Source organism: Bradyrhizobium sp. USDA 223 (assembly GCF_044909005.1).
Lineage (GTDB): Bacteria > Pseudomonadota > Alphaproteobacteria > Rhizobiales > Xanthobacteraceae > Bradyrhizobium > Bradyrhizobium yuanmingense.
The window spans coordinates 202,646-229,385 of record NZ_JBIYDR010000001.1 but is presented as its reverse complement, the minus strand read 5'-3'; the positions used below and the strand labels follow the sequence as shown (position 1 = coordinate 229,385).

Genomic DNA, 26,740 nt, shown 5'->3' with positions numbered 1-26,740 from the left:
CTCGCTCCCGATCTTGCCTTCGTTCCAGTCAACTACCCCTACGCGATCGAGGACGCAACGAAGGCGACGAAAGCCGCAAGACAACGGGGCGCCGCAAAAGCGGTCCGGGCACGACTCCTAGCCTTACTCGCGGCACTCACGCTCCCAAAAACTAAGACGAGCTGTACTCGCAAAGACCGGCTGCTTGCCGTCACCGCAGCTGGCGCGGAGACGAGAACACTGCACTTTAGAGTACGCTGTTTCATCAAGATCGGAACGGGTCCGCGCACACTTCAATGAACAAAGATAAACGTCCCACATGCGCGTGCCTTCTACGCTCGATGCGCAATGTAGAACTATCGACGCTCAATTGTCCGCGTTCAAACAAGGAAGTTGACGCGACACACTCTTAGAAAACGCGCGCAGAAGATACGAATTAGTCCGGCACGCGGCTTGCTTCGTTCGGGACTTCATCACCAATCATAGTGCGGTGATCTTCGGAGCAGCCCCGGCGCGTCATTACGTGTCTGGTCGCTCCGATGATTTGCCGTGCGGCGATACTTAGCGAGCGGGACCGCGTCTCGGGAAAGTGCAGGGCAATCATTATGCGATCAAGAGTTCTCTTTTTGGGTGCTACGACGGCGGCGCTCGTCACAACGGGTACAGCTATGGCGAACCGCGAGCGACAAGTACTGCCGCGAGCGGTGTGGAACTAGTCTGGAGGCTACATTGGCGGGCACGGCGGTGGCGGGTACGGCCGAACCTCGTTTAGCAATCCCTTTGGCACGTCGATCTATGGCGGCGTCGTCGATGTTCCATCGTTCGTCGCGGGTGGTCAGATCGGCTACAATTGGCAGAATAGCAGTTGGGTGTTCGGCCTCGAACTGGATGCCAGCGTAGCTGCCGCCAACGGCTCAAACACTTGCCTAGCCGCCTCCCACTGGATTGTAAGCGCAAACTGCAACGCAGGTCCCAACCTCTTTGCGACCGGGACCGGCCGCATCGGCTACGCCTTCGGCGCGCTCGGGAGGACGCTTGCCTATCTCAAGACGGGCGTCGCCTGGCAAAACAATCGGGGCGACGTCGTCAACAACGTGGAACCGGAGGGCCAGCCACAGGAGGAAACCCATTTCGACTATGGCCGAGTTGGTGGCGTCATCGGGCTCGGTCTCGAGCAAGCCCTTACGCCTGCATGGTCGGTGAATGTCGAGTACCACTATCTGCATTTAGCCGGACCGAGTGTCGCCACCGCTTCGACGGCGCAATTATCTCCGCCTACGATTCTGCCGGCGAACACAACTAGCCTGTCCAGCAACTATCACATCGGAAGAGTTGGTCTGAACTACCACTTTGGCGTGGACCCAGGGGCCGCACCAAGGTCCGATGCGCCGTGTGCGGAGTCAGCGCGCAGCGTACCACCCATTTCCTACGCGCCCGGTTGGTCCTTCGAAGGCGGCTCGCGGCTCTGGCTGAGCCGGGGACGATTCCAGTGGGATCACAGCGCAATTTTTAATAACGATGTCCCAGACCCCAGCATACTCGTATCGCGGCTCGCTTATCACGGACTGGACGGGCTTTCGGGGGAGGAATTCGGCCGCGTCGACAGTCCCTGGGGAGTGTTCTTGAAGGGGAACGTTGGCATCGGAAGCTTCAACAAAGGGAAGATGAACGACGAGGATTGGGGGGTCCGGAACGAATTATACCCGTACCAAACTACACTTTCAGGTCAGTCAAATGGAAGGTTCGCATATTACACGGCGGACGCCGGTTACGATTTCCTGCGCAGCGCGAACTACAAGGTCGGTGCTTATAGGCTGGGCCTATTACAGCCAGAGCTCAGACTCCATTGGTTGCGTTCGGATCGCCCCTCCGGATGAAGCATGTCTGAAGCCGGGCGACGCTAGAATCATCGGTGCGGAGGATACACAATGGAATGCGCCTCGAATCGGCTTGAGCGCCGAAACTATGCTGACCAAGCGCTGGCGCCTGAATGCTGATATCGCTTACCTGCCCTGGACCGATTTCAAAGGCCGCGACTATCATCTCTTGCGAGATGAGACCACCTTTTCTGAACAATACGGCAATGGTGGCGGCGGAGTCCAAATTGAAGGCCTTCTGTCGTACTTTGTCACCAAGAATATCAGTCTAGGCGTTGGAGGCCGCTATTGGGCCATGTGGACAAACAAGGATGCCAAAGGCAGGCACTGCGAACCCGGCTGCGATCGGTGGCCGCCAACATTTGCGAAGTACAGCATGGAACGGTGGGGCAGTTCTTTCAGGCCTCTTACAAGTTCAATTAAGGACCTCACTAACGAGGCTCCAAACTTCAGATTGTTAGATGCCGTTCTGAAGTTTTCTGATGACCAGTCCTCGGCGCGCAACTGAAGCCGAGGATTGGTATGTTGCGATTGACGCTATACACCCGGTTGCTACGATTGCATATCACCCGCCTTGGACAAGGCGAGCCCAACTCTGCCCCCGAACCAAAGCTCGTCCACCAAAAAGCTCGTTGCACTAATAACAGCTCGATCTCTTGGCTCGGACGGAGCTCGCATCAAAGCCGATTGAGCACGCCATTGCAACTGAGCTGGGATGCGCTCGATGCACGATTTCTAAATTCCGCAGCGCGATCTCTCCTGGGCAACCGAGACCGCGGCGAGCCCCAACATCGCGTCGCCGGTGAATCCGAAATGGAGACGATAGAGCCACCAGATTGCGCAGCACCGGTCGAGATCGTACATGGCGAGCGCGCGCCTTGTTGCTGCGACCATCCGCGCCATCGGCTTCATTCCGCGTGTCATCTGGAAACCTCGACGTCTCGGGGCCAGCACTCTCCATTTGATGACTCTCAGGGCGGTGATGGCTCGCTGTCCGGCGCGTGCACCTGCAATGGATTGGGAGCTGAGATTGATGTTCGCCATGGCGTTCTTTTCCGCGTTTCGAAGCTGTTTGCGCACACCTATGTGCATGCGCTCTTTGCCGTGATCCTACTGCGAAGGTACTGCTTGCCAACGCCCAGATCTGGTAGCCAAATGGCCGGACTCCCGACCGATAAATACGCTCACGCGATCCCACCGCTACGCGAAGCCACTTGCGACAGTGGTTGCGGCTACGCGACCTTTGCTGCCAGCTCCTTGAGAATACCTCGCCCGTCTGCCAAGGCTATCTAGGCTCGCATCGGCGGGGCCTACGTCGTTTTCCGAGTACCCCCTCCAGGTCACCGGTTTCGCTACCCAACTTGCGCGGACCCAGCCGACTTCGAGCGCTGGCTTGCGGCCGAGCCCGGTTTGACCGCGCATGCAATCCTCAGTCGCCTCGCGAAGCAACGCCCCGAACAGATCCGCCTGCACCACACCATCCTGCAGAGTTTGTTGGGATCGCTCAGGCAAAGCAGCCGAGACGATCATCCGGCACGGCTAAAGCTGCGGCGCTGGCCGCGTGTGATGGGCATTCCGCCACTTCAGTAACTTCCGATCCTGCGCAGCATGGTGCAATCCCGGACTGACGTTAGCCGGACCTACATCGATCAAGCGAAACTAACATCCCCAGATGAGGCAATACCGGGGCAATATGGCGGGGTGGGATTGACAGGCCGCCGCCACGAGACGAAACGGCCAGGATGACGGTTCATCTCGTGGGCTGCCAGTGGGCCCGAGGATGCGTACCCACAGGCGGCGCGAATAATCCACTATGGGGCGAATGTCTCTCCAGCTAAGGACAACCGAAGTGATCGCAGTCGTCCAGCCCCGCGCGATCGGTTCACCGCCCGGTTGTCTCCAGTGTAAGCCTAACGAACCCTCCTTCGGCTAATTCGGCTTTGTAGGCCCGTCCGTTAAGTAGGATTGTGGTGGAGCTATCTGCGGTCGGCATAAAACCCTCTTGGCGCAGCTTGTCCATTAGGGCAGGTGTCGCCCATTGCCGTGGTAGCGGCGTTCCGAAACGCCGGTTCTCCGTGAAGAAGGCTCCGAAGTCCGGTACCCCCGCCCGGCCGGCCCCAACCACTTGGTCCTCCGCAGGGTTAAGAATAAGGCGAACACGATTGGACTCATCCAAACCGGCCGTGTAGCGGTGACCTAGGATTTCATAAGTCATCGTCCGCTGGTCCGCGTCCGGCAAGAGACCGTGGTGGAATAGCCTATCAACCATCGCGTCAGGGGCGATTTGCGAACCGTGTGAAAACCTCTGTGGAACGGCGAATGAGACATCTACCGCTTCCTCAGGTGCGGCAGATGATGATGGTCCAGCTTCATTCATGACCTGACTGAACAAATCATGATCTTCCTGTGTCCAGACGTGCGCCGTCGGCGATTCTGGTGAATGGGCATTATCGATCGGGTTCGGATCCATAAAGCTCTCCTTCCTGTTATGAGAACAAAGGCCTCTTGAAGATCTCCCCCAGGGAATGAGCTGAGTTCGTCACGAATTCAGAGATGGTTGGCTTCGTCATCGAGAGGCCAAGTTCGGATGTTAAAGAGGCTGGCTTTCGAGAAGCTGACAAAGGTCGAAGAAGGAGATAAATCTGCGGCCGCATCTGCCACGTCAGATGCGATCATCTCCGAGCCAAGTCTCATTCCGCTTGGGCTCGCAACCGGGGCGCGGGTCTGCGTCGTGCATTGCGCACTTCGCCGTAAAGATGGTTAGGAGGTCCAGGTGATGCGGACCGCAGCCAGACCCAGTCTTGCACTGAACATATCTAGTTCGCCCGCTGCCCGCGACCAGTCGTTCTGGCTGCCGCTTCGCGCCCATGCTCGGGGCCGCTAACCAGAATGGCTCCGATAGCCGCGGCCAGCTCGAGAACAGACGAGAGCGGGACCCACGTGAGATTCCGGTAAGCGCGGAGTGACGTGTTCACCTGATGGAATGAAGAACGAAGTCGCCCAGACGCAAAGCAGCCGACAATCATCCCGCGTACGGGCCGAAGGTGCGGCGGTGCGGATGATACCGGGACTGCGCCTGCCGCTGCTGTGATGGGCATTCCGCGAGGTCCCCGCCTCCGATCCTTCGCACCCATGATGCAACCTAGGCCTGGCAGGCCGGAGCTACATCGGTCAAGCGGAAGATACATGTTCAGGCCAGGCAATACGACACGCCAACTATGCCGCGGCTTCTATTGACGCTCTGCGTCAGGCAGATGGCGTTCGTGTCAGGGTGTTGAAAAGAAAATTAGCTCGTGTCCTGAATACGGAAACTCGTCGCAATTCGTAGCACGCGGTAGCGACGTTGCCGCCGAAATGTCCGCTTCCCTAAGCGTCCGTTAGCGAGGAAACGTAGGTCGCATTCGTGCTCGCCCGTCCGGGCACACGAGTAGTCCTCTTATTCTGGCGTCACTAACAGCTGTCTAAGTGGTTGACCAAGATGTACAACCCTGAATTTTTGGCAACGCTCACGGAGCGACTTGGGATCGGGATCTTGGCGTCGGGGCCGAATAGCCGGGGCTTCTCCCCGTACTGGGTGACGCCCTCGCGCAGCAGATGGCCAAGATGCGCGGGCGAGCGGCGCCGAATGCAGCTTATGACGGACGACGCGGGCCTTAATGGTCGCCAGACGCGGGCGTCCCGCTAGCAGGCGTTCGCCATCCTCGCCGGCGATCCCGGCCGCGACGCAAAGGTGGAGCACCGATAGCTGAAGGATCTTGTCCGCCGCGCGACGACCGCCGCAGGCGCGCTGAGCGGCGGCAAGCGCCTTGGCCAGGAAGGGCGTTGCACGCTGACTTCTTCAGGAGCGAAGGGAACCTGCAATCGGCTGAAATGGCGCGAGACATCGCCAAGCGTGTTCGGCGTCCGCCAATTTGTCGCAAACTCTCCACAGCAGCGCAATGTCTGCGGGCGCCCGACAACTGCAGCAGGCTTTCATATTTGTCGCACCGGCAAGGCCAGCGATCAGACAAGGATTAAGTGGGCCGCGAAAGGCGGGCATTTTTATTGCAGACGTTACCATGAGGTTCGCCGTTACGCGCTTCAGCTTGCACGTGGACAGGCGGTCCCTGAGGACGAGCTCGGGCAAATGGAATGCAACTTTGCGCGTCTGGTCGAAATGTTCGGGCTAGCCATCGCGCTGCAGATTAGGTCAAGGGATGGCGAGGCAATCTACTCGAGAGAGGCCGGAGCCCCTCCTCGGTCCGGCAGACGGACGTTTGACACGCCGCGCGGTGTTGGGCGCAACCATCGGCAATATTCTCGAATTCTACGACTTCGGGACGTATAGCTTTTTCGCAATACAGATCGGTCAGGCGTTTTTCCCGGCAACCGACCAGTTCGCCAGCCTCATGCTGTCACTCGGAACCTTCGGCGCAGGTTTTGTGACCAGGCCGATCGGGGCCATCGTGCTCGGCTCGTATTCGGATCGGGCCGGTCGCCGCCCCGCGATGACCGCCAGCTTTGCCATGATGAGCGCTGCGGTCCTGTTATTGGCTCTCACGCCATCGTACGAGACAATAGGACTCGCCGCTCCGTCACTAGCTATCGTGGCACGCTTGCTGCAAGGCTTTGCTCTCGGAGGTGAGGTCGGTCCGACGACCGCCTACTTGATGGAAGCAGCCCCCACCGAAGCCCGGGGGCTTGCTGTCTCTTTTCAGCCCGCGAGCCAACAGCTAGCTGCGACGGCCGGAGCGTTGGTTGGAGAGATACTCTCGCTCACCATGACAAGCGAGGCGCTCAATGCATACGGATGGCGCATCGCGCTGTTGCTCGGCGGCGCTACGTTGCCGTTTGGACTTTGGTTGCGCAGCGCCCTGCCCGAAACGCTGCACTGCCCCGAGGCGCCGGTTCGGGTCACCCAGCCTGTGCGGCGATCGCCTCCCGATCGCCGCATCATGAGCCTGGGATTCGTCATCTTGGCCGGCTGCACGATCACTACTTATGTTACCGGATATATGACCACTTACGCGTTGAACACCCTCCGCGTTTCCGCGCCTCTCGCCTTTGGTACTACGCTCATCAGCAACACGGTGGGCATTGCTGCAGCACTGCTAGGCGGCCTGCTCGCCGACCGCGTAGGCCGTCGACGTATCATGATATGGCCGCAGGTCGCTGCACTGCTCATGACGTATCCGGTATTCTTGTGGATTGCAGAGAGCCGCAGTGCCTTCGCACTTCTAGGAGGTCTCGGCGTCCTCACCCTGATCGGAACGATTTCGTATAGCGCCTTCTACGTGAGCATGGCCGAAGGTTTGCCCAGGCACATTCGTGGTCGCGCCTTCGCGACAATCTACGCTTTTGCGATAGCGATTTTTGGAGGCACAGCTCAACCGATCGTCACCTGGCTCATCCACCTTACCGGAAGTGCACTCGTGCCCGCCTGGTACATGCTTTTCGCAGGCGCAGCCGCGCTCTGTGCCATGTTTATGATGCCGGAAACGGCGCCACTCAATTCCGAACATAGACGGACGTCCGTAGCGCCACGACCGTTACCCTAGCCATACCCGAACAGCTAAGGATGACATCTATGATGTCCGAAATGCGAAACATCGAGCCGGGACGCTATCGGAGCATAGCACGGAAGAACAATCTATCCTGAAGATTGGAGCAGCTTTACATTGATCAGGGGCTGCTGTCCGAACCCAGCGTCGCCGTCTGAATAACTTGTGCCGTTTACGCAATCTTCGCCGATACGACGTTACGGATTGGCGGACATCAACAAGTGTGTAACGAAGGCGTCACTCTGGTCATCTAGAGAACAAGAAGGCGCGGCTTGTACCATCTGCCAACCCAACCGTACGGCATGAGGATGCGACCGCTGTCGGAGCAGCGGCCGCACGAGGCTCGATCCTCATTCTCTGCTTGACATGTTTTCCGTTGTCAGTGCCGAACGCACGAGGGATCGGTCAAGCAGAAGAACAAATCACAGATACCATTTAACGGGTCATCCACGCACTCGGGATATGATGTATCGGCTACCGGAGCACTTGCCGCAACCGGCTGCGCGGCAACGTTTGCAGCAAAAGGAGGCACCACCGCCGTTGCAAGCGCGAGTGCGCTCGCGGTCACTAACACAGATTTTTTCATTCGAGACATCGCTTCCTTAGGTTAGCCCCAGCCGCTCTCGACGGTCTATATGACGACGCTCCAAATCGTAAAATTGATTTTCTCGATCAGATCTATCGACCGAACGGATGAGTTCGGGCATCACCGTATCGCTCTGTCTACTCGCTCGGCACCTGCAGACCCGCTTTATGATCGAACGCTCGACGTGCCTGCGTCCGTGCATTTCCGGGAGCACCCGACAAGAGAGTGTTGCTGAATCTGAGTCGTATCGTCCGGATCAGGCCACAGTCGGTTGCATGGTGTCGACACATGTGTCCGAACGCCCTTGCGTCACAATTGGTCGCGTAATTGTTCATCACCAAGAGAGAGGACCGCGAAAGCCGCTTACCAATTCTCTGGTTCGGCTGCGCTGCAGGCCACAAGGCAAGGCTTCGACGCAGTCGACCGCGGGGCATGTTAGGCACCGAGCGCGACGACGTTCCGGGCCAGAACGTGCCATTGGCCGCGATATGCGTCGACGCAGGCCCTTTCCCGATCCTAGTAAGACTGGTCAGGCGAGGAGCGAAGAGGCGAGGGTGACGATGAGCGCATTTCGGCTGAACTCATCTCAGCCATTGGCAGCAGGCATCTAGCACAGCTGCAAGGGCTCTAGCGATGAGACTAGTCAGCTTCTCGACAGCTCAATGTCCTAGGTTGAAAACACCTCGAGCCAGACAACAAGGCTCGACCTTGATCAGCTCAACCTGGAAGAGGAGAAGCAGCCGATCCCCCTCAAGATGGCGAGCCTTTCGAGGATTAGATCCGTGCGGGCATCTCGCCGTCTTTGGTGCGCCGAATCGACCAGCATGTTCGGCCCTCCAGGTTGGGCCGCGCTCCATGATTGCCCGCTTCTTCTTGGATATCCTCACAATGAAAGACCGGCTTTGTGGAAGCGGCGCTCCAGCGCATTTTCTCATTTTGCCATAGGGGGCGACAACAATGAATACAGATCGGACGCAGCTTGACAGCGACGGCTTTTTCTCAGTTTCCGGCTCCGAAGCGTCCCAATCCGAGGCCTCAGAACCCGGCACTCCCGTTGCGGCGCATTGGGATGAGGCTTTGAGGGACGCGCGGCCGTCTGCTCCCACTGCGGCAGGGCCGCAGGGCCAGGTTGTGGACGCGCGGGCGGCTGATGAGGGGGAAGACGAAGACGAGAACCGCCAAACCGCCATTACCCAAACGAGAGCTTTGCCGGAGAATGGTAGTGCGAAGCTAAATCTCTCCTCCCTCTCCCTGACCGCATTGCCCGCCGCCCTCCCGCCCGAGCTTCAGGTCTTTAACGCGAGAGACAATCAATTGGCGAGCTTGCCCGCACTTCCTGAGAGCCTCCGCGTGCTCAATGCAGCGCGCAATCTGCTGACCAGCCTGCCGGCCGACCTGCCATCCCGGCTCCGGTCCCTGATCATCGGCGAAAACTCACTGACAAGTCTGCCTGCCCTTCCGGCAACCCTTCGGGAACTCAGCGCTTATAGCAACCACCTAACCAGCTTGCCTGCGCTTCCAGCCGGGCTGCGGAGCCTGGTCGTCGAGAATAATCAATTGACCAGTCTGCCTGCTCTTCCAACAACGCTTGAGGAGCTCTACGCTGCAAGCAACCACCTGACCAGCTTGCCCGATCTTCCAGCCGGGCTGCGGAGCCTGGTCGTCGATAATAATCAATTGACCATCCTGCCCGCTCTTCCAGCAACGGTTGAGGAGCTCCATGCTGCAGGCAACCAGCTGACCAGCTTGCCTGACCTTCCAGCCGGGCTTCAGAACCTGGACGCCGGTGACAATCAACTGGCCAATCTGCCCGCGCTTCCGTCAACGCTCCGGGATCTTGTCGCGCCAAGCAACCAGCTTACCAGCCTGCCCGATCTTCCAGCCAGCATTGAAAGCCTGGTTCTCGATTCCAATCAGCTGACCGAACTGCCTGAGCCGCTCCCGTCGGCGATCGAATTGTTAACGGCCAGCGACAATCAACTGGTCCGGCTGCCGGAACTCCCCGCTTCCCTCGAAGTACTTGATGTTAGCAATAATCGGCTGACGGACGTACCGGCGAGCCTTCTGCAGCTAGCCAGCGATGCGGCCCTCGATTTGACTGACAATCCGCTGCAGGAGGGGGTTCAGAGCAATCTACTGAGAGCAAGGAGTGCTGCGGACTATGCCGGCCCGCGAATTCTTTTCTCGTTGAGCGAAGACGCAATGGAACCTACGCCCCGGCCGCTGCACGAGGTTGTCGCAAACTGGTTTGGGCACGACCTAGCCATGATCGCAACATGGCAAAGCTTCGCCGACGAGCCTGGCGTGCGGGACTACGCTCGTTTCCTTGACCGGCTTGCCGGCACCGTGAACTACGGCAATAGCGAATTCCGGCAGGCCGTGGTCGAGGATCTGCGGCAGGCAGCGGCGAGGCCTCGACTGCGGGAGTTGTTTTTCCAGTTGGCCTCCGATGCATGCGCGAGCTGTCAGGATCGGATCACTTTGGCCTGGAACGGGATGCAGACTGCACGTCTGAACGCCGACATCGAGGACGGCCTGTACGACGATCGGCTCGCCGAGTTGCTCCAGCATGCCCGCGTCATGTTCCGGTTGGAGGCGCTAGACGGAATAGCGCGCCAGGAGGTCAATGTCCTTCGTCACTCCAGACCGGTCGACGAGACCGAAGTCTATCTCGCCTACCAGACCCAATTGCGCGATCCACTGGAGCTGCGACACGTCGCCCCCGACATGCGCTTTTTTTCCGTCTCTGGCGTCACCCGCGACGACGTTGAGAGGGCCCTGGCAACGGTGCGGCAGCAGGAAACGATAGGTTTTGCGGACTATCTAGCGACGCGCTCGCAACCTTGGGAAACGGTGCTGAGGCGCATTGCCCCCGAAGAGCACGCAGCAATGGACGATCGGCTCATCGATGCGATGGGCGAGGAGTTTCAAATTCGGCTGAACCAACGGCTCGCCGAAGTGAGTCTTGCGGGCGATGCTGACGCCGAGCGGATAATCGGACCTCAAATCGTCAACGAGATCGCCCGCGAGATCAAAATCGAGGTGATGCACCGGGTGCTTAGGGCGCACGGCATCGAGCTGTAAGAGATCGGGCAGATCCGTCATACCGATTGCGGTCGTGAGCTCGTGGCCATCACTCAATTCCCCAAAGCTGATCGAGCGACCGAGCCTGCTCTTCCGCCGATGCCAACGTTGCTAAGCTCGTGGGCGACTGAAAAAGCAGGGAAATGACTGACCATACGCCGGTCTACTGAAATTGCCTCCGCGCCGCTCGGCGCCATTGCAGTTGAAACGAAGAAGCTCCGACTTACTCGAGCGCTCAATAAACAACGACAAGCCCCAGCATCTTTTGGGGGCCAAGGAGGCGCGATGCTGGGGCCGTCGTAGCCTAATGCAAGAGCAGCAAATAGGCCGCGTTGTTGTGCGCCGCCCGATTTGATTCGTCAAAGCGGCCGGGACGCTCAGCTCCCGTACATCCAGACCATCCGCGGTCGGTTGAAGCTCGCCGGCAGAGTTTGCGCGCCAGTTCGCCGCGGGCAGGCAGGTGAAAGCACTGTGACATCCGGGCGTATCGCCGCCCGCGGCGGCCCAGCTTCTCGCCTGAGCGCCGAAGTTCGCCACCGCAGGAAATGGCAGCTTGCTTGTGCGACGACCGACCATCCTCCGGATCGCCAGCCGATAACCCTCCCGTAAGCAGTGTTCTCTCCCGGGCTCCATCCTTGTGTAAGCTGGACCCCGACGAGGCTCGGCGCAGCTCAGGCGATCCGCCGAGCCGGTCCGAAAGGCATGAACTCTGAGGCCGAACGGCTCACCGGCGCAAGACAACCAGCTCACTAGATCCCCAGTCGAGCCATCTGAGCTGAAGCGTGCTCGGGGTCGGGAAGGGGCTGCCACGGCTGGCCAGCGGCGGTGCTCAACAAGGACCTACAGAACGCAGGAGTGAGCTTGCCGCGGTGGATCACGACGTTCTCGTGCCCCTCGGCGGCTCGAGCGTTCTGCCAGTGCTGATTGTAGCCGCGCTGCTCGTCAGACTTCACGTGGCAAGCGGCGAATTCGCGATCGCCAAGCGTTGCCAATTGCCAGGCATGTACCGGCCGCTTGGTATGGATGTGTACCCACATCGGCCTTGGCGTCGCGCCATTGCTCAGCGCCATGGGCTGTAGCTTGATTTCGAACAGCGTCCCTGGCTCTCCCTTCAAGGCGCGAGGTGGATCCACTGACGCCAGTTCCCCCGCTGCCCGTAACTGTGCAAGGTATTTCTGCGATGGAAACGCATAGGTCTTCATGCAATCGCTCGTGATTGCTGCCTTTCGCGCGCTCAATGACTTTGCCTGCCCCTGAACCTCGGACCCCATCCTTTGAAGCCGGACTATCTTTTCGTGCACTTCGGGCACCTGCGCAGCCGTGAGCAGGCCCCGTCGGCGAGGCTCCTCCAGCGCGACTACACAGGCCTCAATCTCGGAGGACTGCGTCTGCAAGCGCTTGATCACGCGATTCAGGACATGTTCGGCGTCCTCGGGCTTCATCTGGCGCGCTTGCGAGACGGCGCTTTGCTGTGCCCGCAGATCGAACTGCAGCAGCTCGTCCAATCGCTCAAGTAATCCCGGCAGTGCTTTCCTGGAGGGCGGAGCCTGCCACATCTGGAGGTGATCGGTCGCAGCGGATGACGCAGCTGCCTCCTCCGGCGTGGCTAGTTTCTTCGTACCGAGATCCGAGAGCACGATGACCTTGCCCGTCGCGGCCCCGGCGGCATCGGGCCAGGCGAGTTGCGGCGCGGGCGGGCTGGCCGTCGAACTCCCCTCGCCCGCGGCTGCTCCGCGCCTTGCTTTGCCCTTTCTGCGTACTGGAGTGCCTTCACCCGCCAGCGCAGTGTTTTCTGGCAGCGCAGCCCAAGCCGGCGGTTCAATCGTCACTTCCGTCTTTGGCTGCAATGCCAGCAGCCGCATGACGTCGTTCGCCGTCACCCAAGCACCGTCCACGATCTCGCCCAGCAACTGCAAAGCAAGGTCAGCTTCCGTTCCAGCCTCCCTCAGGGGGTCAAGCATGCCCCTCAGTTGGGATGCAAATTCCGAAAGCCGTTCCATGACGCCTTCCAGAACGGCGCGGTGCTCGGCGTCGAGCACCGCTCCTCCGCGAACGGCCTCGCCCGTCGAAATAAATGCCGGAAAAACGTCTTCAACAAAGGTCCCGAGCAGACGCACCTGCCCGCTCTCGTCCATGAGGGCGGCTCGCACGTCAGGTGCTAACGTGCTCGCTCGCGACTCAATCAAGAGTCGCGCTAGGGTCCGGACTCAATTGATCCACCAAGTGATCGCGGCGGCCAGGAGGATTGCAGATAGGAAGATGTCTGCGCGCTTGTCGTATCGGGTTGCGATCCGGCGGAAGTCTTTGAGACGGCAGAACATCCGCTCGATGACGTTGCGGCCTTTGTAAGCGGTCTTGTCGTAGCGATGCGGATGCTTGCGGGTCGGATTTGGCGGGATCACGGCCTTGATACGGCGTGCGGCCAGCTCGTCGCGCAAGCTCCTGGCGTCGTAGGCTCGATCGGCCAGCAAACGACGCGGGCTGCGGACCATGCTGATCAAACCTCGTGCACCGACCAGGTCGTGGATGTTGCCAGGAGTAATCAGGAAGGCAAGCGGACGGCCGATATCGTCGGTCAGCGCGTGGATTTTAGTGGTCTGCCCGCCGCGCGAGCGGCCGATCGCGTTGTTGAAGGCCCCCCTTTTGCGCCGGCCGCGGAGCGATGGGCTTTGATGTAGCTGGAATCCACCGACATTGAGCCGTACATGCCGGTCGATCCGGTCAGAGCGTAAAAAATATCCGTCCAAATCCCCTGTCGGCTCCAGCGATTGAAGCGGTTGTAGACCGTCGTGTATGGACCGTAGACTTCCGGGCAATCGCGCCAGCGCGAACCCGATTTCAGCATGTGCACAATACCGCTGATCACGCGTCGATCATCGACCCGATGCGCTCCTTTGCGCCCTCGTGGCAGCAGCGGTTCGATCCGTCGCCATTCCGCATCGCTGAGCCAGTAGACCTGCTTTGCCATTCAAGCCTCCCTTCCGCTGAGAAGCTTGAATCACAGTCCCTTTCCAGATGGAATCCTTATTGAGTACAGACCCTAGAGCGATCCGCGATTGCAGATACATGCACCCGGTATTGAGCGCCCAGCCCGTATTGAGCCTGAGTTGGGCCTCTTCGGCCTTGCGCATCTCGGGCGTGCTGCTTGGCAAGTGGGCGGTAGCCGCACAGACTGACTGCATCCGCTCGAAGCGCAGCGCCTTCTTTCCCCAGCAGTCCATGCAGGCAACATACTGGTTCGCGACGCCCGCAACGACGCGGCTCAGCTGGTCGGGCGGAGCGGTGTCTTTGACCTTGTCGAGCAGGGCTTCTGCTTTCTTTCTCTTGTTCTCAAGTGGGTAAAGAATCCGGGTGGCCACTTCGTTACATTGGTTGCCCGCATCCAGCGTGTCGTCGCGGAGCCGGCGAGCCTGATCGTCGGGCAGGATACGACGCGCCAAATTGGCAGGCAGATTCGCGTAATACTCCAGAACTGTCGAGCCTGCTTCGACCACTCGATCGATCAGCTCTTGCGCCTCTTCCAAGTTGCAGCGTTGCGTGGCCGCTCGACGGCAAGTTTCAAACTTCTCAAGCAGGCTGTCCAAATTTCGCTTTGCTGCCTTGATCTCATTGCGCGTTGGCGCCGCCACATCTGAAGCTGCAGTTCTGTCTTGAGGCCCAGAGCGCATCCGCTCCAGGACGGCATCGAAGGATTGACCGCGTTCCCCAGGGAAGAGACCAGGCCCCAGGCTCGAACGGCTCAATTCCCCGGCGCTGTCCGCTCCCGCCGCCTCACCCTGTGATGGATCAGCTCGGCCAATACCTTTCATACTTCATCTCCGAATAGTCGAGAGTGCGCAGCCTATCTGGATAGGCCGCCTAGCTGACGACTAGCTGACCAAGAGCATTCATCGGGATGCACAAGAAATAAGATCTCGCCTTGAGTTCCACTTCAATCGCAGCTTGGTCGTGTTGCTGAACTAGCGCATCAGTGCCGGTGTGATCAGCTGAGACGTGACCGGCGCCCGACCTGCCCTACCCACGGGATAGTCCCAGCCCGAACGCCTTGGCTCTGTGCACGCGAGCTGGGCCAAGTCATCCCGAACGCTATAGAGAAGCCAGGAGGGCGCTCGCCTCCTGAAGGCCGATTTTTGGCCAAGCAGAAATGGCCAGCGTATGTCGATCGGCAGACCTGCGCACACGCATCCCGCTATCCAGTAAACAGACTTCGACCGAAGAGCTTACCAAGTCACCAGACGACAGGGCCTCGGTCATCGGGACCTGCTGGGTTGAGAAGCTGGAGATCCTCTGCCGTCCGACGGACCGGTCGGAGGAGCCATAAAAGGACCCGCTTTTCGAGCTCCACCGCGTGATCGAGGAGGACATACTCGCCTCCGACGCCTTTCAGAACGAACTCGTTGGCATGGCTGAGGAGATAAGAGCGCAGCTCCCCCCGGAAATCCGCGACACCTTCGGGGTTGACGAGGTGTCGTTTCGGGAGGCGCTCACGCGCATGGAGCGTGACGGAGCGGAAAGCGTGATGGCGCGCCTTAAGCCTGCCGGACAGGGCGGCTAAGACATGCGCCTGCGCAGCCTCGACCTTACCCGGTACGGGAAATTCGCCGACCACAGTATCGATTTCGGCGAGCGGCCCACCGATCAGCCGGACCTACATGTCATCTACGACCCGAACGAGGCTGGCAAATCGACCGCCTTTACTGCGTCTCTCGATTTGTTGTTCGGAATTGCGACGCAGAGTCCGTTTCGCGTTTTTCCATCCCTTTTCCACCAAGCGGATTGGCGGAACACTGGAGTTCGGTGCCGAAAAGCGGGACTTCGCGCGCATCAAACTTCCGCACAACAGCCTGCTTGACGCCGATGATCGCTCTATCCCGGAAAGCGCAATTCGCGGCGACTCAGGGGCATCGACCGTGACGCCGATCGCACCATGTTCTCGCTCGACGACGAGACGCTCGAGAAGGGTGGCGAAAGCATTCTAGCAAGTAAGGGCGATCTCGGAGAATTGCTGTTTTCTGCGAGCGCAGGCCTTGCTCATCTCAGCCAAGGGCCCATCGATCTCAGGAGCGAGGCAGATGGCTTCTACAGATTGCGGGCACGCAGCGGCGCGCTCGTGGACCTCAAGACGCGGCTCGTGGAGCTGAAGGCAGAGCGGGAGAAATTTGACCCTCCGGCCTCGGATCACGGGCGGCTCGTTGAAACTAGGGATCGGTCCAAGGCGCATTATGATGAGGCCGACTCCGAACGCACCCGCACTCGTGACGCATTGACGAGATCCAGCGCCATCTCGCCGCAATGCCACGGCTTGTGGCACTGCGCGGCATCCGCGCGAGCCTCGCTCCGCTTGCGGATGTACCCGAGGCCCCACCTGGCTGGACGAGTGAGGTGCCCGGTTGCAGAGGGAGGAGATCGAGCTCGGCGTCCAGATGGACGCCATCAACGACGAAGTCGGCCGGCTTGCTGAAGAGATCGCGTCGATCGTGGTGAACGAGGCTGCCCTGCGGCTCGCCGAACGCATGGAACGGCTCGCTGAACTGCGAGCACGCCATGTGACTGCGGAGAAGGATGTTCCCGAGAGGCGGCTGCAACTTCGTGAGGTCGACCGCGCCATTTCGGTAATCCTGCAAAGGGTCTTTTCAAGGGTTAATTTGCCGACGGCCGCAACCGCTATCGCGCCGCCGTCGAGACCGGCACCGATTGCCCGACGCGCAACTATTACGGTGACAATCTGCTGGGATACCTCATCAGCCTGAACTTGAAGCGTTGAGACCTCGCCGAGAGGCCGCGCGCGATGTGTGCGGCGCGGGCAGCCTAACAGTTCAGGGAGCGACAGGGGGCGGCCGCGCAGACCAAGGGGGCGGTGGCACGGCGAGGAGAAAATCAGGCGCCTCCACGCGGATACGTCCCTGTCTTATGGTGATCGCGCCGAAATGGTCGCGCAGCTTCAGGCAGGCGCAACCATCACCGCCTTTCCAATTCCGAGTCGCGACTCGTGATAGCTTCTTCGTCAGCTTACCGACAGGTAAATGCTTCAGAGGTTACAACGTATCATACGTGGATTGGGTCTACTCAGTCCTGGCAAGGGAGTATGGAATGCATCCTTTTGAGGCAGGACAGATTCTGCGCGGTCGAGGATGCCAAGCGAGAATTAGGTGCCGAGGTCCGTAAGGAAATTGCCCGCGAGATCAAGGGCGCTCTAAGGGATAGGGTACTCAATGATTACGGCCTCAGGCTGTGAAGCAGCCTTTGACTTGAGGAGGCTGAAAATTCGCATGAGACGTAGCGCTGTACATCAGACTGCGGAGCGCCGGCTTAGAGACCGGCGGATTGCTCAGGTGAGCGGCTAAAATTCGTGCAAGTAGCGGTGAGAGTGGAACGCTCTTCCCCGATGCCACAACTGCGCGAAAACCGCCGGAAAACAAGGATTCCAAAAAGGCCGGGGTCAATTTCGTGACCACCGCCGTTTACCACCGATAGGCGCGCAACGCGCGGTAAGCATCAGAACAGCCAGGCAGCCATGGTAAAACCGTTCCCGTCGAAGACCCATATCGGCAATCATATGCTGCATCCGGAAACCCTGATGCTGACCTATGGCTATGATCCGCAATTGTCGGAGGGCGCCATCAAGCCGCCGGTGTTCCTGACCTCCACCTTTGTGTTCAAGACGGCCGAGGACGGGCAGGATTTCTTCGACTATGTCGCCGGCCGGCGCGAGCCGCCGGAAGGCATGGGCGCGGGCCTGGTCTATTCGCGCTTCAATCATCCCAACAGCGAGATCGTCGAGGACCGGCTCGCGATCTACGAGCGCACGGAGAGTTGCGCGCTGTTCTCATCCGGCATGGCGGCCATCGCAACGACCATCCTGGCCTTCGTTCGCCCCGGCGATGTCATCCTGCACTCGCAGCCGCTCTATGGCGGGACGGAGACCCTGCTGACGAACACGCTCGCGCGTCTGTCGATCGGCGCCATCGGCTTTGCCGACGGCATCGACGAGACGGCGGTCAAGCAGGCCTCGCAGGAGGCGATGCGCAAGGGGCGGGTGTCGATGATCCTGATCGAGACGCCCGCCAATCCGACCAACGGCCTCGTCGACATCGCAATGATCCGCCGCATCGCCGATGCCATCGGCAAGGCGCAGGGACACACGCCGATCATCGCCTGCGACAACACGCTGCTCGGGCCGGTGTTTCAGCGGCCGATCGAGCACGGCGCGGACCTGTCGCTGTATTCGCTGACCAAGTATGTCGGCGGCCATTCCGACCTGATCGCGGGCGCCGCGCTCGGATCGAAGGCGATCATGAAAGGCATCAAGGCGCTGCGCGGCGCCATCGGCACCCAGCTCGATCCGCATTCGTGCTGGATGATCAACCGCTCACTGGAGACGCTCAGCCTGCGGATGGAGAAGGCCGATGCGAATGCGCGGCTCGTGGCGGATTTCCTGCGCGACCACCCGAAGGTCGCCAGGGTGCAATACCTCGGTCATCACGAGCAGGGCTCGCTCTCGGGGCGCGTGTTCGCGCGGCAATGCCTCGGCGCCGGGTCGACGTTCTCGTTCGACATCGTCGGCGGTAAGGAGGCGGCGGTGAAATTCCTCAACGCGCTGCAGATTCTCAAGCTGGCGGTCAGCCTCGGCGGCACGGAATCGCTCGCGAGCCTGCCGGCGACGATGACCCATTCCGGCGTTCCCGCCGACATCCGCGAAAACATCGGCGTGCTTGATTCCACGATCCGGCTGTCGATCGGCATCGAGAACCCGTCGGACCTGATCGCCGATCTCGCGCAGGCGCTGAACGCGGCTTGAGCGCGGGAATCAACGCGGATTGGACGCGCGGCACGCTGACATGATCGCCGCCGCGACCTCATTGCTCTGCGCGCACGAGAGCTGCCGCACGAGGCAGACGTAATAGCCCTTGCTCGATGCGTTCAGCAGGAAATCGCCAGCAGGCCGTCAATCTCACTCGGCTTCGAGCCATTCGGAGACGGCGCGACCCGTGCGCCAGCTACAATGCACAAAAGATATGAACGAAGCTAGCGCCCAAAATCGTCTCATTGGATACGCCCGTGTCAGCACCACAGGGCAGACCCTCGACGGCCAGCTGGCCCAGTTGAAGGCAGCGGGGTGCGATCCGATTTTCAAGGACACAGCCGGTGGTGCCTCGATCGCAAAGAGCTGCAGCGCATGCTTGCCAAGTTGGAGCCTGGCGACGCGGTGACGGTCACTCGCATCGACCGCTTGGTGCGGTCTCTCTTCGATCTGTTTGCAATTGTTCAGCGCATCAACGATAGCGGCGCCGTGTTCCCCTCTATCGCGGAGCCTTGGGCCGATACAGGCACCAGCACCGGCCGCATGATGCTGGCCGTCATGGCGGGCATGGCCGACGCGGAGCGCGACCTGATCCGCACCCGAACGGCGGAAGGCAAAGCCAGGGCGACCGCCCGAGGCCAGCACATGGGCCGCCCGCCGAAGCTCACGCCGGAACAGAAGCGCGAGCCCTTGGTCCGCCGAGAAGCTGGCGAGGCCCTGGCCGAGATCGGCCGCAGCTACAACGTCAACGGGTGACCATCACGAGGCTCAAACCATGACCGGCTTCGAAATTGCTGGCGCGGTTCTTAAGCCGGTCTACTAAATGTTTCAGATCGTTCGCGGCCTTTAAACCGGCAGGAAGGATGCCGGCGTCCACGGTTCCGGCTATCCAAGTCAACCCGGAGACGCGGCATCGGAGTTGCCGTTCAGGCCTTTTTGGCATCTCAGGCGTTTGCAAGTCGAGACGTGCGCCTGACATGTCGCTTCTCACGGGGACTTCAAGCGTCTGCCCGGTCGATGAGTAGCCTATTGCAAATGCTTCGCGTTGATCGAGCCATCTGCACAGCTTGAACAAGATAGTTCAGATCAATCCACCCCGACCGCGCACCGGCGGCCGGGGACTGGCGCGACCAGGGCCTACGCTTCAATCCGCACGGGGAGAGCAGAATAGCCGTGCACAAAGTTAGATGCAATTCGCTCGGGTTCGCCGACGATCACGATCTCCAGTCTCGCATCCAAAATCTCTTCCCAGAGGACTCTCAACTGCAGTTCCGCAAGATGTCGACCAAGACAGCGATGGATTCCGAATCCGAACGAGAGGTGCTGCCGTACATTCTTCCGGTCGATCACGAAACTGTTGGCGTTCTCAATGATCTCTTCGTCTCTGTTGCCGGAGATGTACCACATGACGACCTTGTCGCCTTTCCGGATCTGTTTTCCGCCTACGATGCTGTCGACCGCGGCAGTGCGGCGCATATGCGCGATCGGTGTCTGGTATCGGATAATCTCGGACACGGCGCTCGAGACCAGCTTGGGATTGTCGGCTAGTTTTCGCAGTTCGGAGGGGTACTGGCTCATGAACAGGAGGCCACCGGTAATCGAGTTGCGCGTCGTATCATTTCCCCCAACGATCAACAGAATCAGATTCCCGAGAAACTCACTCGGCTTCATATGGCGTGTGGCGGGCGAATGCGCCATCAAGGAAATCAGGTCGAGGCGCGGCTCGGCATTGATGCGCTCGTTCCAAAGCCCTGTGAAATAGTCCAGACATTCGGACAAGATTGTGCTTCGCTTGTCCCAGCTGTCGATCGCATGGCCTGCTTTCGGAGTTGTAACAGCTACGTCTGACCAATAGGTCAGTAGTCGCCGATCCTCAAATGGAAAGTCGAAGAGCGTAGCGAGCATTTGCGTCGTCAACTCTATCGAGACCATGTCTACCCAATTGAAGGCTTCATTGCGCGGCAAGCCATCGAGAATCGCCCTGACCCGAGAGCGGATCAAGGTTTCGAGCTTCGTCAGGCTTTCCGGTCCGACGATCGGGCTCACGGTATTGCGCTGCTCGGTGTGCTTGGGAGGCCCCATCTTGATGAAACTCTGGGTCCAGTGCTTATCAGGCACGTCGACAATAGTGACACCTTGCTCTGATGAGAATGCTTTGTGGTTTGTGTCTACCGCTACGATGTCCCGATACTTCGTTACGGACCAATATGGGCCATGAGGGCTGTGTTTGCAGTAGTGAACGGGATCTTCTCTTCGCAGCCGGTCAAAGAAACCCCATATGCTGTCGTCTTGAAAGCGCCTGCCTTCGCTTACATCCAACTCGCTCAGCGGGATAATGTCATCTGCTTCATGATCTTCTGATCGCCTGCTCATGATCATCTCCGCAGATTTTCCTCCCGAGAGGTTACAGATCTAGGGTCACGATTCACCGTTTCGAGCTGCCGTGAGCGCTTGGCTGCGACGGGCCGCCCGACCAGACTATCTCAAAGCGCGGCTGGCCTAGCCCTACCATGTCGGGCAGTAAGGATCGCATTGACTTTCCGACCCGATCTACTCAATCAGTGAGAGCTGTCACCACGAGTTGGACGAGGGCTGCGCGGAAGCCAACATCCAATCGAATACACACTCCCAAGCTAGCCAGCCTTTTTGCGACCTCTCACTGTCGTTTCGAGCCCAGGGAGACCGATTGAGGCGGCTCGGCGGTCTGCCGCCCATCTGGTGATCTTGGCCGAGGCACCCCAAGGCGGCGAGGCTGGAGGCGGCAATCTTTCCGTCGCTTGGATAGTAGTTCCCGAATTGGGGTGTGCTGTGGGGTAACCTGAGAAAGAGGGGGGTGCAAGGAGGCTCTGAAACGCGGACGCGAGCAGGTGCAAGTAAGGTCCGCAGGTCTGCAAGTTGAGCGCCGGTGAGGCTTCAAACCTGATGCGGTGTCCGGCCTCTGGAAGGACACTGTAAAATGGAGGCTGAAGCCTTGCACCGAAACGCTGCAGAAACCGTTTCGGTCGGGGAACGCGGGAGGCGGGGCAAATCGGAGCAACCGCGCAGGACGGAGCGCCGTCCCGACTAGTCGCCGAAGCCAAACGCCTTCGCGACAAGGTCGAGCAGCAAAACCTGGGGCAGCCCGCCCGAGGCAAATGTGCGAACAGCACGTCAGTGTGAGATCGGCGCTAAAATGCGCCGATACGCTGAGATCTCCCGCCCCATGATCAAGTCGAGACCTTTTCCCGCCTAGATAGATGTGTTAGGTTATCCTCTCTTTAATAGTGGAGGAAGTGATGAGCCATGACCGGATCGTTACGGCGGCCATCATCGCCATTGGCGCCCTCAACACGGTGCTCGCAGCGATAGCGCTCTTGTCGTTCTGAGCAGCGCAATTTTCTCATGCGACAAGAGGCCATCTCAATTGGCGTCTTCTATCATTCACACAGCGTATGGCCCGATCGCGTATACGGAACGCGGTCTCCGTTTGGTCCGCTCCGTGGCGTCAGCATCATGCAGCCCTATCTTCTTTTCAGTCCGCCGGTTCGAAATCGTGAGTGGGTCATCCGCTACCGGGTCTAGCGGCTTCGGGGTACCTGTCCACCGCACCCCTTAAGAGAGTAGTTACCACTCACTGTCATCATTTCCATATTCGTTCGCCATTGGCGACAGCCAATCTGAGAACATCTAATTTTTCGACACGCCCGGTTGGCGGTCTCTTTCAGGAGAGGCCCAATGTTCAAGGGCTTCACGGTGGCAGTTGCGGCGCTGGTTTTCACAACGCAACTGGATCAATTCCTCACGCACGGTCGGTACACCGACGCGGCGATCGCTATGCTCCGGCACATCAGGCATGCGTTTGGCTTTTGAGAAACCGGAGCGCGTGATGAAAGCATATCATGGGCTGATCTCGATTCGGAGGAGCAACGCGCCATAGCGATATCGGGATCTGGGCTTTGTGTCGAGCTGTGTGATCGCTTGCTCTCCTAAGCTTGAGGCAACTCGGTCTGATCGGAGTCTGCGATTTGAAAGCTGCCGCGCACGAGTTCCGGAGGCGCGTTGTCTTGAGCGAACTCGGGTAACCATCAGGTGATGATCAGATGATCAAAGCGCGGATCTGACATGGCGGTGCGCGACAAGACGCCCTCACCGCGCCGATTTTTGGTTCGTCAGGGGGCTAAGGGCCTGGATGGTTTACGATCGGCAACGGAAGGGGCCGGCTCTGGTTGGGATTGGTTGGGGGGCGGTCAATTTGACCAAAGAGCAAGCCGATCGCCTCGAGCGGAGATTGAGGGACGAGCACGAGCGGGACTAGCGTAAGCCCGGTCAGAGCCCTCGACAGCGAGACGGATGAGTGGACATCCTCTTCATCTTGCCGATCAATGCCGAAAAGATAATACCGACGGCGCCCGCCTAGCTTGCTTCGTTCTTTGGACAGACTGATCTCGCGAATCGGCATCTCGCCCACAGCAACAGCTGTCAGTCACCCAGGACTATGAACCTCAATCACTCTTTTGCGATCAGTCGCAGTTTAGATCGCCATAATCGCCAAGCTTCCTAAGCGCGCAGTTGAAGCCAGTCTCGACAAGGTGTTGTTGGTCGCAGGTGAAATTGATGTTGGAAATCAGGCGCGAGATCGGCATAGCTGCGCTCCCGTGCTTGATCTGGCGGAAGCACAAAGAGTCTCTCAGCCGCTGAATAGGCCGCGGAACGCGATGATGTTTGTAGGCTGTACCTCCAGGAAATAGCAGTCACGGGAGTGCCAACCTCCTGTAAAAATTCGTCTTTAGCGCAACTATCGACTATCCGGTCAGCGCCGCCTCGGAGCCGAGTTTATGCTTTGGCGTTGCCGAAGATGCGCCTTGCTTCCGACGTGTCCGCTTTGGGTTGAAACCGGTAAACTCATCCCGAGCAGATGTTTTCCGCTTGGCCCTCGTCAGCCGACATGGCGTTATTGGTTCAAGCCCTAGCTCATTCCCCTTTTACCAACTCGAAAGCTACGAACGTAGTACCCATGTCGCTGAACGGCCGACTTTATCTCGTCGCTGACTTTGAGAACTCTAATTCTGCTCTTGCGCCATTTATTGGATGAGTAAAGTGCGGGTATCGCAGACCCGTTGCTTATGACAAGGAAGTCCTGCCTGTTATTGCGATAGACATCAAACATGTCACCCTCGCGGAAATGTCGAATAGAGCAAATCTTTTTTTGGTAGCGACCGCGCCAGCTTAGTGCCCTGGGCGCCCGAGCGGGTGGTAGTCTGGGATGCATGCTGGTTAGACTTCGCGGCCAGTGAATGTCGGGGAAATGTTAGCGCGCCAACCGATCAGCTCAGATTTCTTTTTGCATGCTGTTTACAAGCCACGCCAGTGTACCAGTTCCGTGAAGGCCATGCGGTGAAAAATGGTCTAGCTACGAGTGCTTAGGCAGGTCGATCCAGAGATCCGGAGCACCATTTAGGAGGGTATCCTGATCTGGAACATAGATACTATCGAAAACCCTCAGGCCATGAGCCGTTGCCGCCCCAATAATGATGAAAGGGAGCTTGACCTGCTCTAGATCTTCGAAGCTGTCAGCGCCGACAATCCGAAGAAAATCGAATTTAAACCGTCGGAACTTTATGTGAGATGCAGCCGACGCTACAAGGTCCTTGACGCTCGACGCTCCTCGGACGATCTCTTCCCTTAAATGGTTGAGTGCCGTGAAGAGGCACGACAGCTCATCAAGCTCAGACCGGCTAAATCGCCTCAAGCGCGACGAAATCGGCACTCCATTCTTGTATCTCACGGTCGGCACAAACCTTATCTCGCAATCGAGAAGGAGGTCTGCAACGGCGCGCTTCACCAGGATCGCCTGACCGATATCTTTCAGGCCGAAGTAGCTGCGAGTTGGCCGCGCATAGCAGATCCAACGGACCGCACCGGTTACGGCTTCCTTCAAGCACGCCTCAGGCCCATCTAAGCGCAAATGATAGTCACCTTGCGATACGAACGTTCGATAGCCAGGCGGAAACATTTCGGTGTCGCTCGAGGAAATCACGGCAGTCGCTCCCGAACGTAGGGCAAGTCCAATATCATCGTCCAAATTGAAATCGTAGCTCCCACCTGGTCTAAGCTGGATTTTGTTCGGGTACACTGTGACAATCGCGACGTCATTCTCCAAGGCCGCTCTTCTGATCAGTTCTGCATGCCCAAGATGCAGGGCGCCCAGAGTGTGTACCGTGCCAATGGTCTGACCTGTTCTTGCGACCTCTCGGATGAACGCCTTGCCTGCGGAAAGACCTGCCAGATGCATGTTCTTACTCCAGTTTTCTTGAACGCCAAAAGAGTGGAGCGCTTGGATCTCGGAAGATGCGCGGCCGGGGCATACCGTGTGGGCCGCGCACGCAGACGAGCTCCAAAGAGCTTCAACGCCCGCTTACAGCTCGAACCACCGCATCAAGCTGATCTAAGCTCATGGGCACAGTAGCTCCCTCTGTTCTTGCGGTTTTCAAAGGAGTCAGGTTGACCCTTCTCGACCACGTCGCATCAACGATGAGAGTTCAGCCAGATAGTTCGATGGCTCGCTCAGCTGATCCCCCTCCAGAGCGACCTGCAGTCCCCGACAACGGTCAGCAAAAAACGGCGGCTCGAAAGTGGTTATCTTAGAGCCTGAAAAGTCGACTTTCACGAAGCTGGCCTGGAATGCCGATATCCCACTCAGATTCGCATCGCGCAGGGACGATTGGTTCATGCGAACGTATGCGGCCCGCGTTGCCTCCAGATTGCTATCGGTCATACCCGCGGCGAGATATGCCTGAACGAGATTGGAGCCTTCGAGATTTGCGTGACCCAATGCCATTGATTGCGGCGGATCACCGGTGATCATCGACCTGTAGAGGTAAGCCTGTGATAGGTCCGCATGTTCGAGATCGCAGTCGCGCACAAAGGCGCAGCGGCCGCGAAAACCGGTGAGTTTGGCGGCTCGCATTGTGCTCTCTGTTATCGAAATGCTCTCACCTGATGCCTGAGATAGGTCCGCTCCGTCCAGCTGACAGGAATGAATAGATGCACTGTTGAGCACAGCACCGGCGAGGTTCGCGTCGGACAGGCCTACGGACAGAAGCCGCGCCTCGGTGAGGTCTGCCTGTTCAAGCTCAGCGCTCGCGAGATTTGACAGGTGAAGATCAGCGAATGGGGCGCTCAGGGCTCTCGCCCGAATCCGCCCGCTCACCTTTGAGAGTCTCAGATACGGAAGATGAGCACCTTGCAAGACAAGACCATCGATGGAGGTGGGACGCACGATCGATAAACAGTCTCCCTTTGACTGGAAGAACGAGCAATCCGCCAGATGCGTCTTCGTGATCGTGACTTGGCTCAGCTTAGCAAAGCGAAAGGAAGCGGAAGGAAGGAAGCATTCATTGATAGTTGACCCCTGCAATTCCGCGCCATCGAATACAGCATCACTCGCGTCGCACTGATAAAGGAGGAGCCCGCTGAGCATCGCGTTGTCAAAGCGTGTTCTTTTCATACTGCAACCATGAAACAGGCTGCCGGTTGCATCAATTACATTGCGCAGACTGGCGTCATCGAAGTTGCAGACCTGCGCTGCCATGGCGTGCATATAGGCAAAATCAAGCTTGGCGCCAAGGAAACTTGCCCGCTCTAGCCCCGGACAGATAAGGTTCGCCTCAGAAAGGTCTGCACGATCCAACTTTGCTCCGTACAGCTGCGCGCGATTGAGGGTGCAGCGCCGCATCGGGAAATCTGAGAGGTCGTGACCGCTAAAGTTCTCGGAGGATAGCTGCAAACCAATCCCGGTCCTTTTGATCGCCTCCTCGGTTCGCCTGCCGACAGCAGCCACTGCGCGCAGCCTATCGGCAGCTCGGCTCCAGTACCGAACGAACTCGCCATCTGA

16 protein-coding genes and 4 pseudogenes are annotated in these 26,740 nt (G+C 58.9%); 10 read left to right on the top strand and 10 right to left on the bottom strand.

Annotated elements, in window-relative coordinates:
* Nucleotides 1-707: 707 nt before the first annotated feature.
* Nucleotides 708-1,856: an outer membrane protein gene (locus tag ABIA40_RS01010; protein ID WP_404546124.1), complete on the top strand. Its 1,149-nt coding sequence runs from the start codon at nucleotides 708-710 to the stop codon at nucleotides 1,854-1,856.
* Between the two features lie 88 nt (nucleotides 1,857-1,944).
* Complete coding sequence (locus ABIA40_RS01005) at nucleotides 1,945-2,364, top strand: hypothetical protein (RefSeq protein ID WP_404538266.1); 420 nt, start codon at nucleotides 1,945-1,947, stop codon at nucleotides 2,362-2,364.
* Between the two features lie 227 nt (nucleotides 2,365-2,591).
* Here ABIA40_RS01005 and ABIA40_RS01000 read toward each other — a convergent pair whose 3' ends face one another.
* On the bottom strand, nucleotides 2,592-2,900 hold the full coding sequence (locus ABIA40_RS01000; RefSeq protein ID WP_271596588.1) for a hypothetical protein: 309 nt from the start codon (nucleotides 2,898-2,900) through the stop codon (nucleotides 2,592-2,594).
* An 838-nt stretch (nucleotides 2,901-3,738) separates the two neighbouring features.
* Nucleotides 3,739-4,326: a hypothetical protein gene (locus ABIA40_RS00995; RefSeq protein ID WP_404538263.1), complete on the bottom strand. Its 588-nt coding sequence runs from the start codon at nucleotides 4,324-4,326 to the stop codon at nucleotides 3,739-3,741.
* 1,726 nt (nucleotides 4,327-6,052) lie between these two features.
* On the opposite strand from ABIA40_RS00995, the gene ABIA40_RS00990 reads away from it, so the two are divergent.
* A complete protein-coding gene (locus ABIA40_RS00990; protein WP_404538260.1) occupies nucleotides 6,053-7,393 on the top strand; it encodes an MFS transporter in 1,341 nt (446 codons plus the stop codon).
* A 1,546-nt stretch (nucleotides 7,394-8,939) separates the two neighbouring features.
* Nucleotides 8,940-11,066, top strand: coding sequence for an NEL-type E3 ubiquitin ligase domain-containing protein (locus ABIA40_RS00985; protein ID WP_404538257.1), 2,127 nt, complete (start codon nucleotides 8,940-8,942; stop codon nucleotides 11,064-11,066).
* Nucleotides 11,067-11,815: 749 nt separating this feature from the next.
* Here ABIA40_RS00985 and ABIA40_RS00980 read toward each other — a convergent pair.
* From ABIA40_RS00980 to ABIA40_RS00970, 3 genes and pseudogenes are all read right to left on the bottom strand, one after another.
* Nucleotides 11,816-13,264: pseudogene (locus ABIA40_RS00980) on the bottom strand (hypothetical protein); the annotation flags it as partial.
* A gap of 78 nt (nucleotides 13,265-13,342) precedes the next feature.
* Nucleotides 13,343-14,034, bottom strand: a pseudogene (locus tag ABIA40_RS00975) (IS5 family transposase); the annotation flags it as partial.
* Nucleotides 13,940-14,875, bottom strand: coding sequence for a hypothetical protein (locus ABIA40_RS00970; RefSeq protein ID WP_404538254.1), 936 nt, complete (start codon nucleotides 14,873-14,875; stop codon nucleotides 13,940-13,942). The pseudogene ABIA40_RS00975 and the gene ABIA40_RS00970, both read right to left, overlap by 95 nt.
* 539 nt (nucleotides 14,876-15,414) lie before the next feature.
* On the opposite strand from ABIA40_RS00970, the gene ABIA40_RS00965 reads away from it, so the two are divergent.
* The 5 genes and pseudogenes from ABIA40_RS00965 to ABIA40_RS00945 all read left to right on the top strand — a co-directional run bounded on the left by ABIA40_RS00965 (nucleotide 15,415) and on the right by ABIA40_RS00945 (nucleotide 19,623).
* Nucleotides 15,415-15,621: a hypothetical protein gene (locus ABIA40_RS00965; protein WP_404538252.1), complete on the top strand. Its 207-nt coding sequence runs from the start codon at nucleotides 15,415-15,417 to the stop codon at nucleotides 15,619-15,621.
* Between the two features lie 3 nt (nucleotides 15,622-15,624).
* Nucleotides 15,625-16,527, top strand: a pseudogene (locus ABIA40_RS00960) (AAA family ATPase).
* On the top strand, nucleotides 16,490-16,816 hold the full coding sequence (locus ABIA40_RS00955) for a hypothetical protein (RefSeq protein WP_271501047.1): 327 nt from the start codon (nucleotides 16,490-16,492) through the stop codon (nucleotides 16,814-16,816). Before ABIA40_RS00960 ends, ABIA40_RS00955 begins: the two are co-directional and overlap by 38 nt.
* Before the next feature lie 764 nt (nucleotides 16,817-17,580).
* Nucleotides 17,581-18,864 (top strand): cystathionine gamma-synthase family protein, encoded by a 1,284-nt coding sequence (locus ABIA40_RS00950; RefSeq protein ID WP_404538248.1) that lies wholly within the window; start codon nucleotides 17,581-17,583, stop codon nucleotides 18,862-18,864.
* 217 nt (nucleotides 18,865-19,081) lie between these two features.
* Nucleotides 19,082-19,623 (top strand): annotated as a pseudogene (locus ABIA40_RS00945) (recombinase family protein).
* Here the strand turns inward: ABIA40_RS00945 and ABIA40_RS00940 are convergent.
* Complete coding sequence (locus ABIA40_RS00940) at nucleotides 19,613-19,744, bottom strand: hypothetical protein (protein WP_404538245.1); 132 nt, start codon at nucleotides 19,742-19,744, stop codon at nucleotides 19,613-19,615. The pseudogene ABIA40_RS00945 and the gene ABIA40_RS00940 sit on opposite strands and share 11 nt — an antisense overlap.
* A 260-nt stretch (nucleotides 19,745-20,004) precedes the next feature.
* A complete protein-coding gene (locus ABIA40_RS00935; protein ID WP_404538242.1) occupies nucleotides 20,005-21,240 on the bottom strand; it encodes a cytochrome P450 in 1,236 nt (411 codons plus the stop codon).
* 1,341 nt (nucleotides 21,241-22,581) lie between these two features.
* Between ABIA40_RS00935 and ABIA40_RS00930 the strand changes: the two genes are divergently transcribed.
* Nucleotides 22,582-22,716, top strand: coding sequence for a hypothetical protein (locus tag ABIA40_RS00930; protein ID WP_257187491.1), 135 nt, complete (start codon nucleotides 22,582-22,584; stop codon nucleotides 22,714-22,716).
* Nucleotides 22,717-23,812: 1,096 nt separating this feature from the next.
* Here ABIA40_RS00930 and ABIA40_RS00925 read toward each other — a convergent pair.
* The 3 genes from ABIA40_RS00925 to ABIA40_RS00915 form a co-directional block, all read right to left on the bottom strand.
* Nucleotides 23,813-24,013 carry a hypothetical protein gene (locus ABIA40_RS00925; protein WP_404538240.1) on the bottom strand — a complete coding sequence of 67 codons (201 nt, stop codon included), beginning with the start codon at nucleotides 24,011-24,013 and terminating at the stop codon, nucleotides 23,813-23,815.
* 243 nt (nucleotides 24,014-24,256) lie between these two features.
* Entirely contained in the window at nucleotides 24,257-25,138 is an 882-nt protein-coding gene (locus tag ABIA40_RS00920) for a pantoate--beta-alanine ligase (protein ID WP_404538237.1), read from the bottom strand.
* 204 nt (nucleotides 25,139-25,342) lie between these two features.
* A complete protein-coding gene (locus ABIA40_RS00915) occupies nucleotides 25,343-26,686 on the bottom strand; it encodes a pentapeptide repeat-containing protein (RefSeq protein ID WP_404538235.1) in 1,344 nt (447 codons plus the stop codon).
* Nucleotides 26,687-26,740 lie beyond the last annotated feature (54 nt).

Coding starts and splice junctions, on each gene's coding strand:
- ABIA40_RS00995 (WP_404538263.1), bottom strand. CDS start 4,326: ATGGATCCGAACCCGATCGATAATGCCCATTCACCAGAATCGCCGACG.
- ABIA40_RS00930 (WP_257187491.1), top strand. CDS start 22,582: ATGTTCAAGGGCTTCACGGTGGCAGTTGCGGCGCTGGTTTTCACAACG.
- ABIA40_RS00950 (WP_404538248.1), top strand. CDS start 17,581: ATGGTAAAACCGTTCCCGTCGAAGACCCATATCGGCAATCATATGCTG.
- ABIA40_RS00920 (WP_404538237.1), bottom strand. CDS start 25,138: ATGCATCTGGCAGGTCTTTCCGCAGGCAAGGCGTTCATCCGAGAGGTC.
- ABIA40_RS00955 (WP_271501047.1), top strand. CDS start 16,490: ATGGACGCCATCAACGACGAAGTCGGCCGGCTTGCTGAAGAGATCGCG.
- ABIA40_RS01005 (WP_404538266.1), top strand. CDS start 1,945: ATGCTGACCAAGCGCTGGCGCCTGAATGCTGATATCGCTTACCTGCCC.
- ABIA40_RS00990 (WP_404538260.1), top strand. CDS start 6,053: ATGGCGAGGCAATCTACTCGAGAGAGGCCGGAGCCCCTCCTCGGTCCG.
- ABIA40_RS00970 (WP_404538254.1), bottom strand. CDS start 14,875: ATGAAAGGTATTGGCCGAGCTGATCCATCACAGGGTGAGGCGGCGGGA.
- ABIA40_RS00935 (WP_404538242.1), bottom strand. CDS start 21,240: ATGAGCAGGCGATCAGAAGATCATGAAGCAGATGACATTATCCCGCTG.
- ABIA40_RS00925 (WP_404538240.1), bottom strand. CDS start 24,013: ATGTTTGATGTCTATCGCAATAACAGGCAGGACTTCCTTGTCATAAGC.
- ABIA40_RS01000 (WP_271596588.1), bottom strand. CDS start 2,900: ATGGCGAACATCAATCTCAGCTCCCAATCCATTGCAGGTGCACGCGCC.
- ABIA40_RS00985 (WP_404538257.1), top strand. CDS start 8,940: ATGAATACAGATCGGACGCAGCTTGACAGCGACGGCTTTTTCTCAGTT.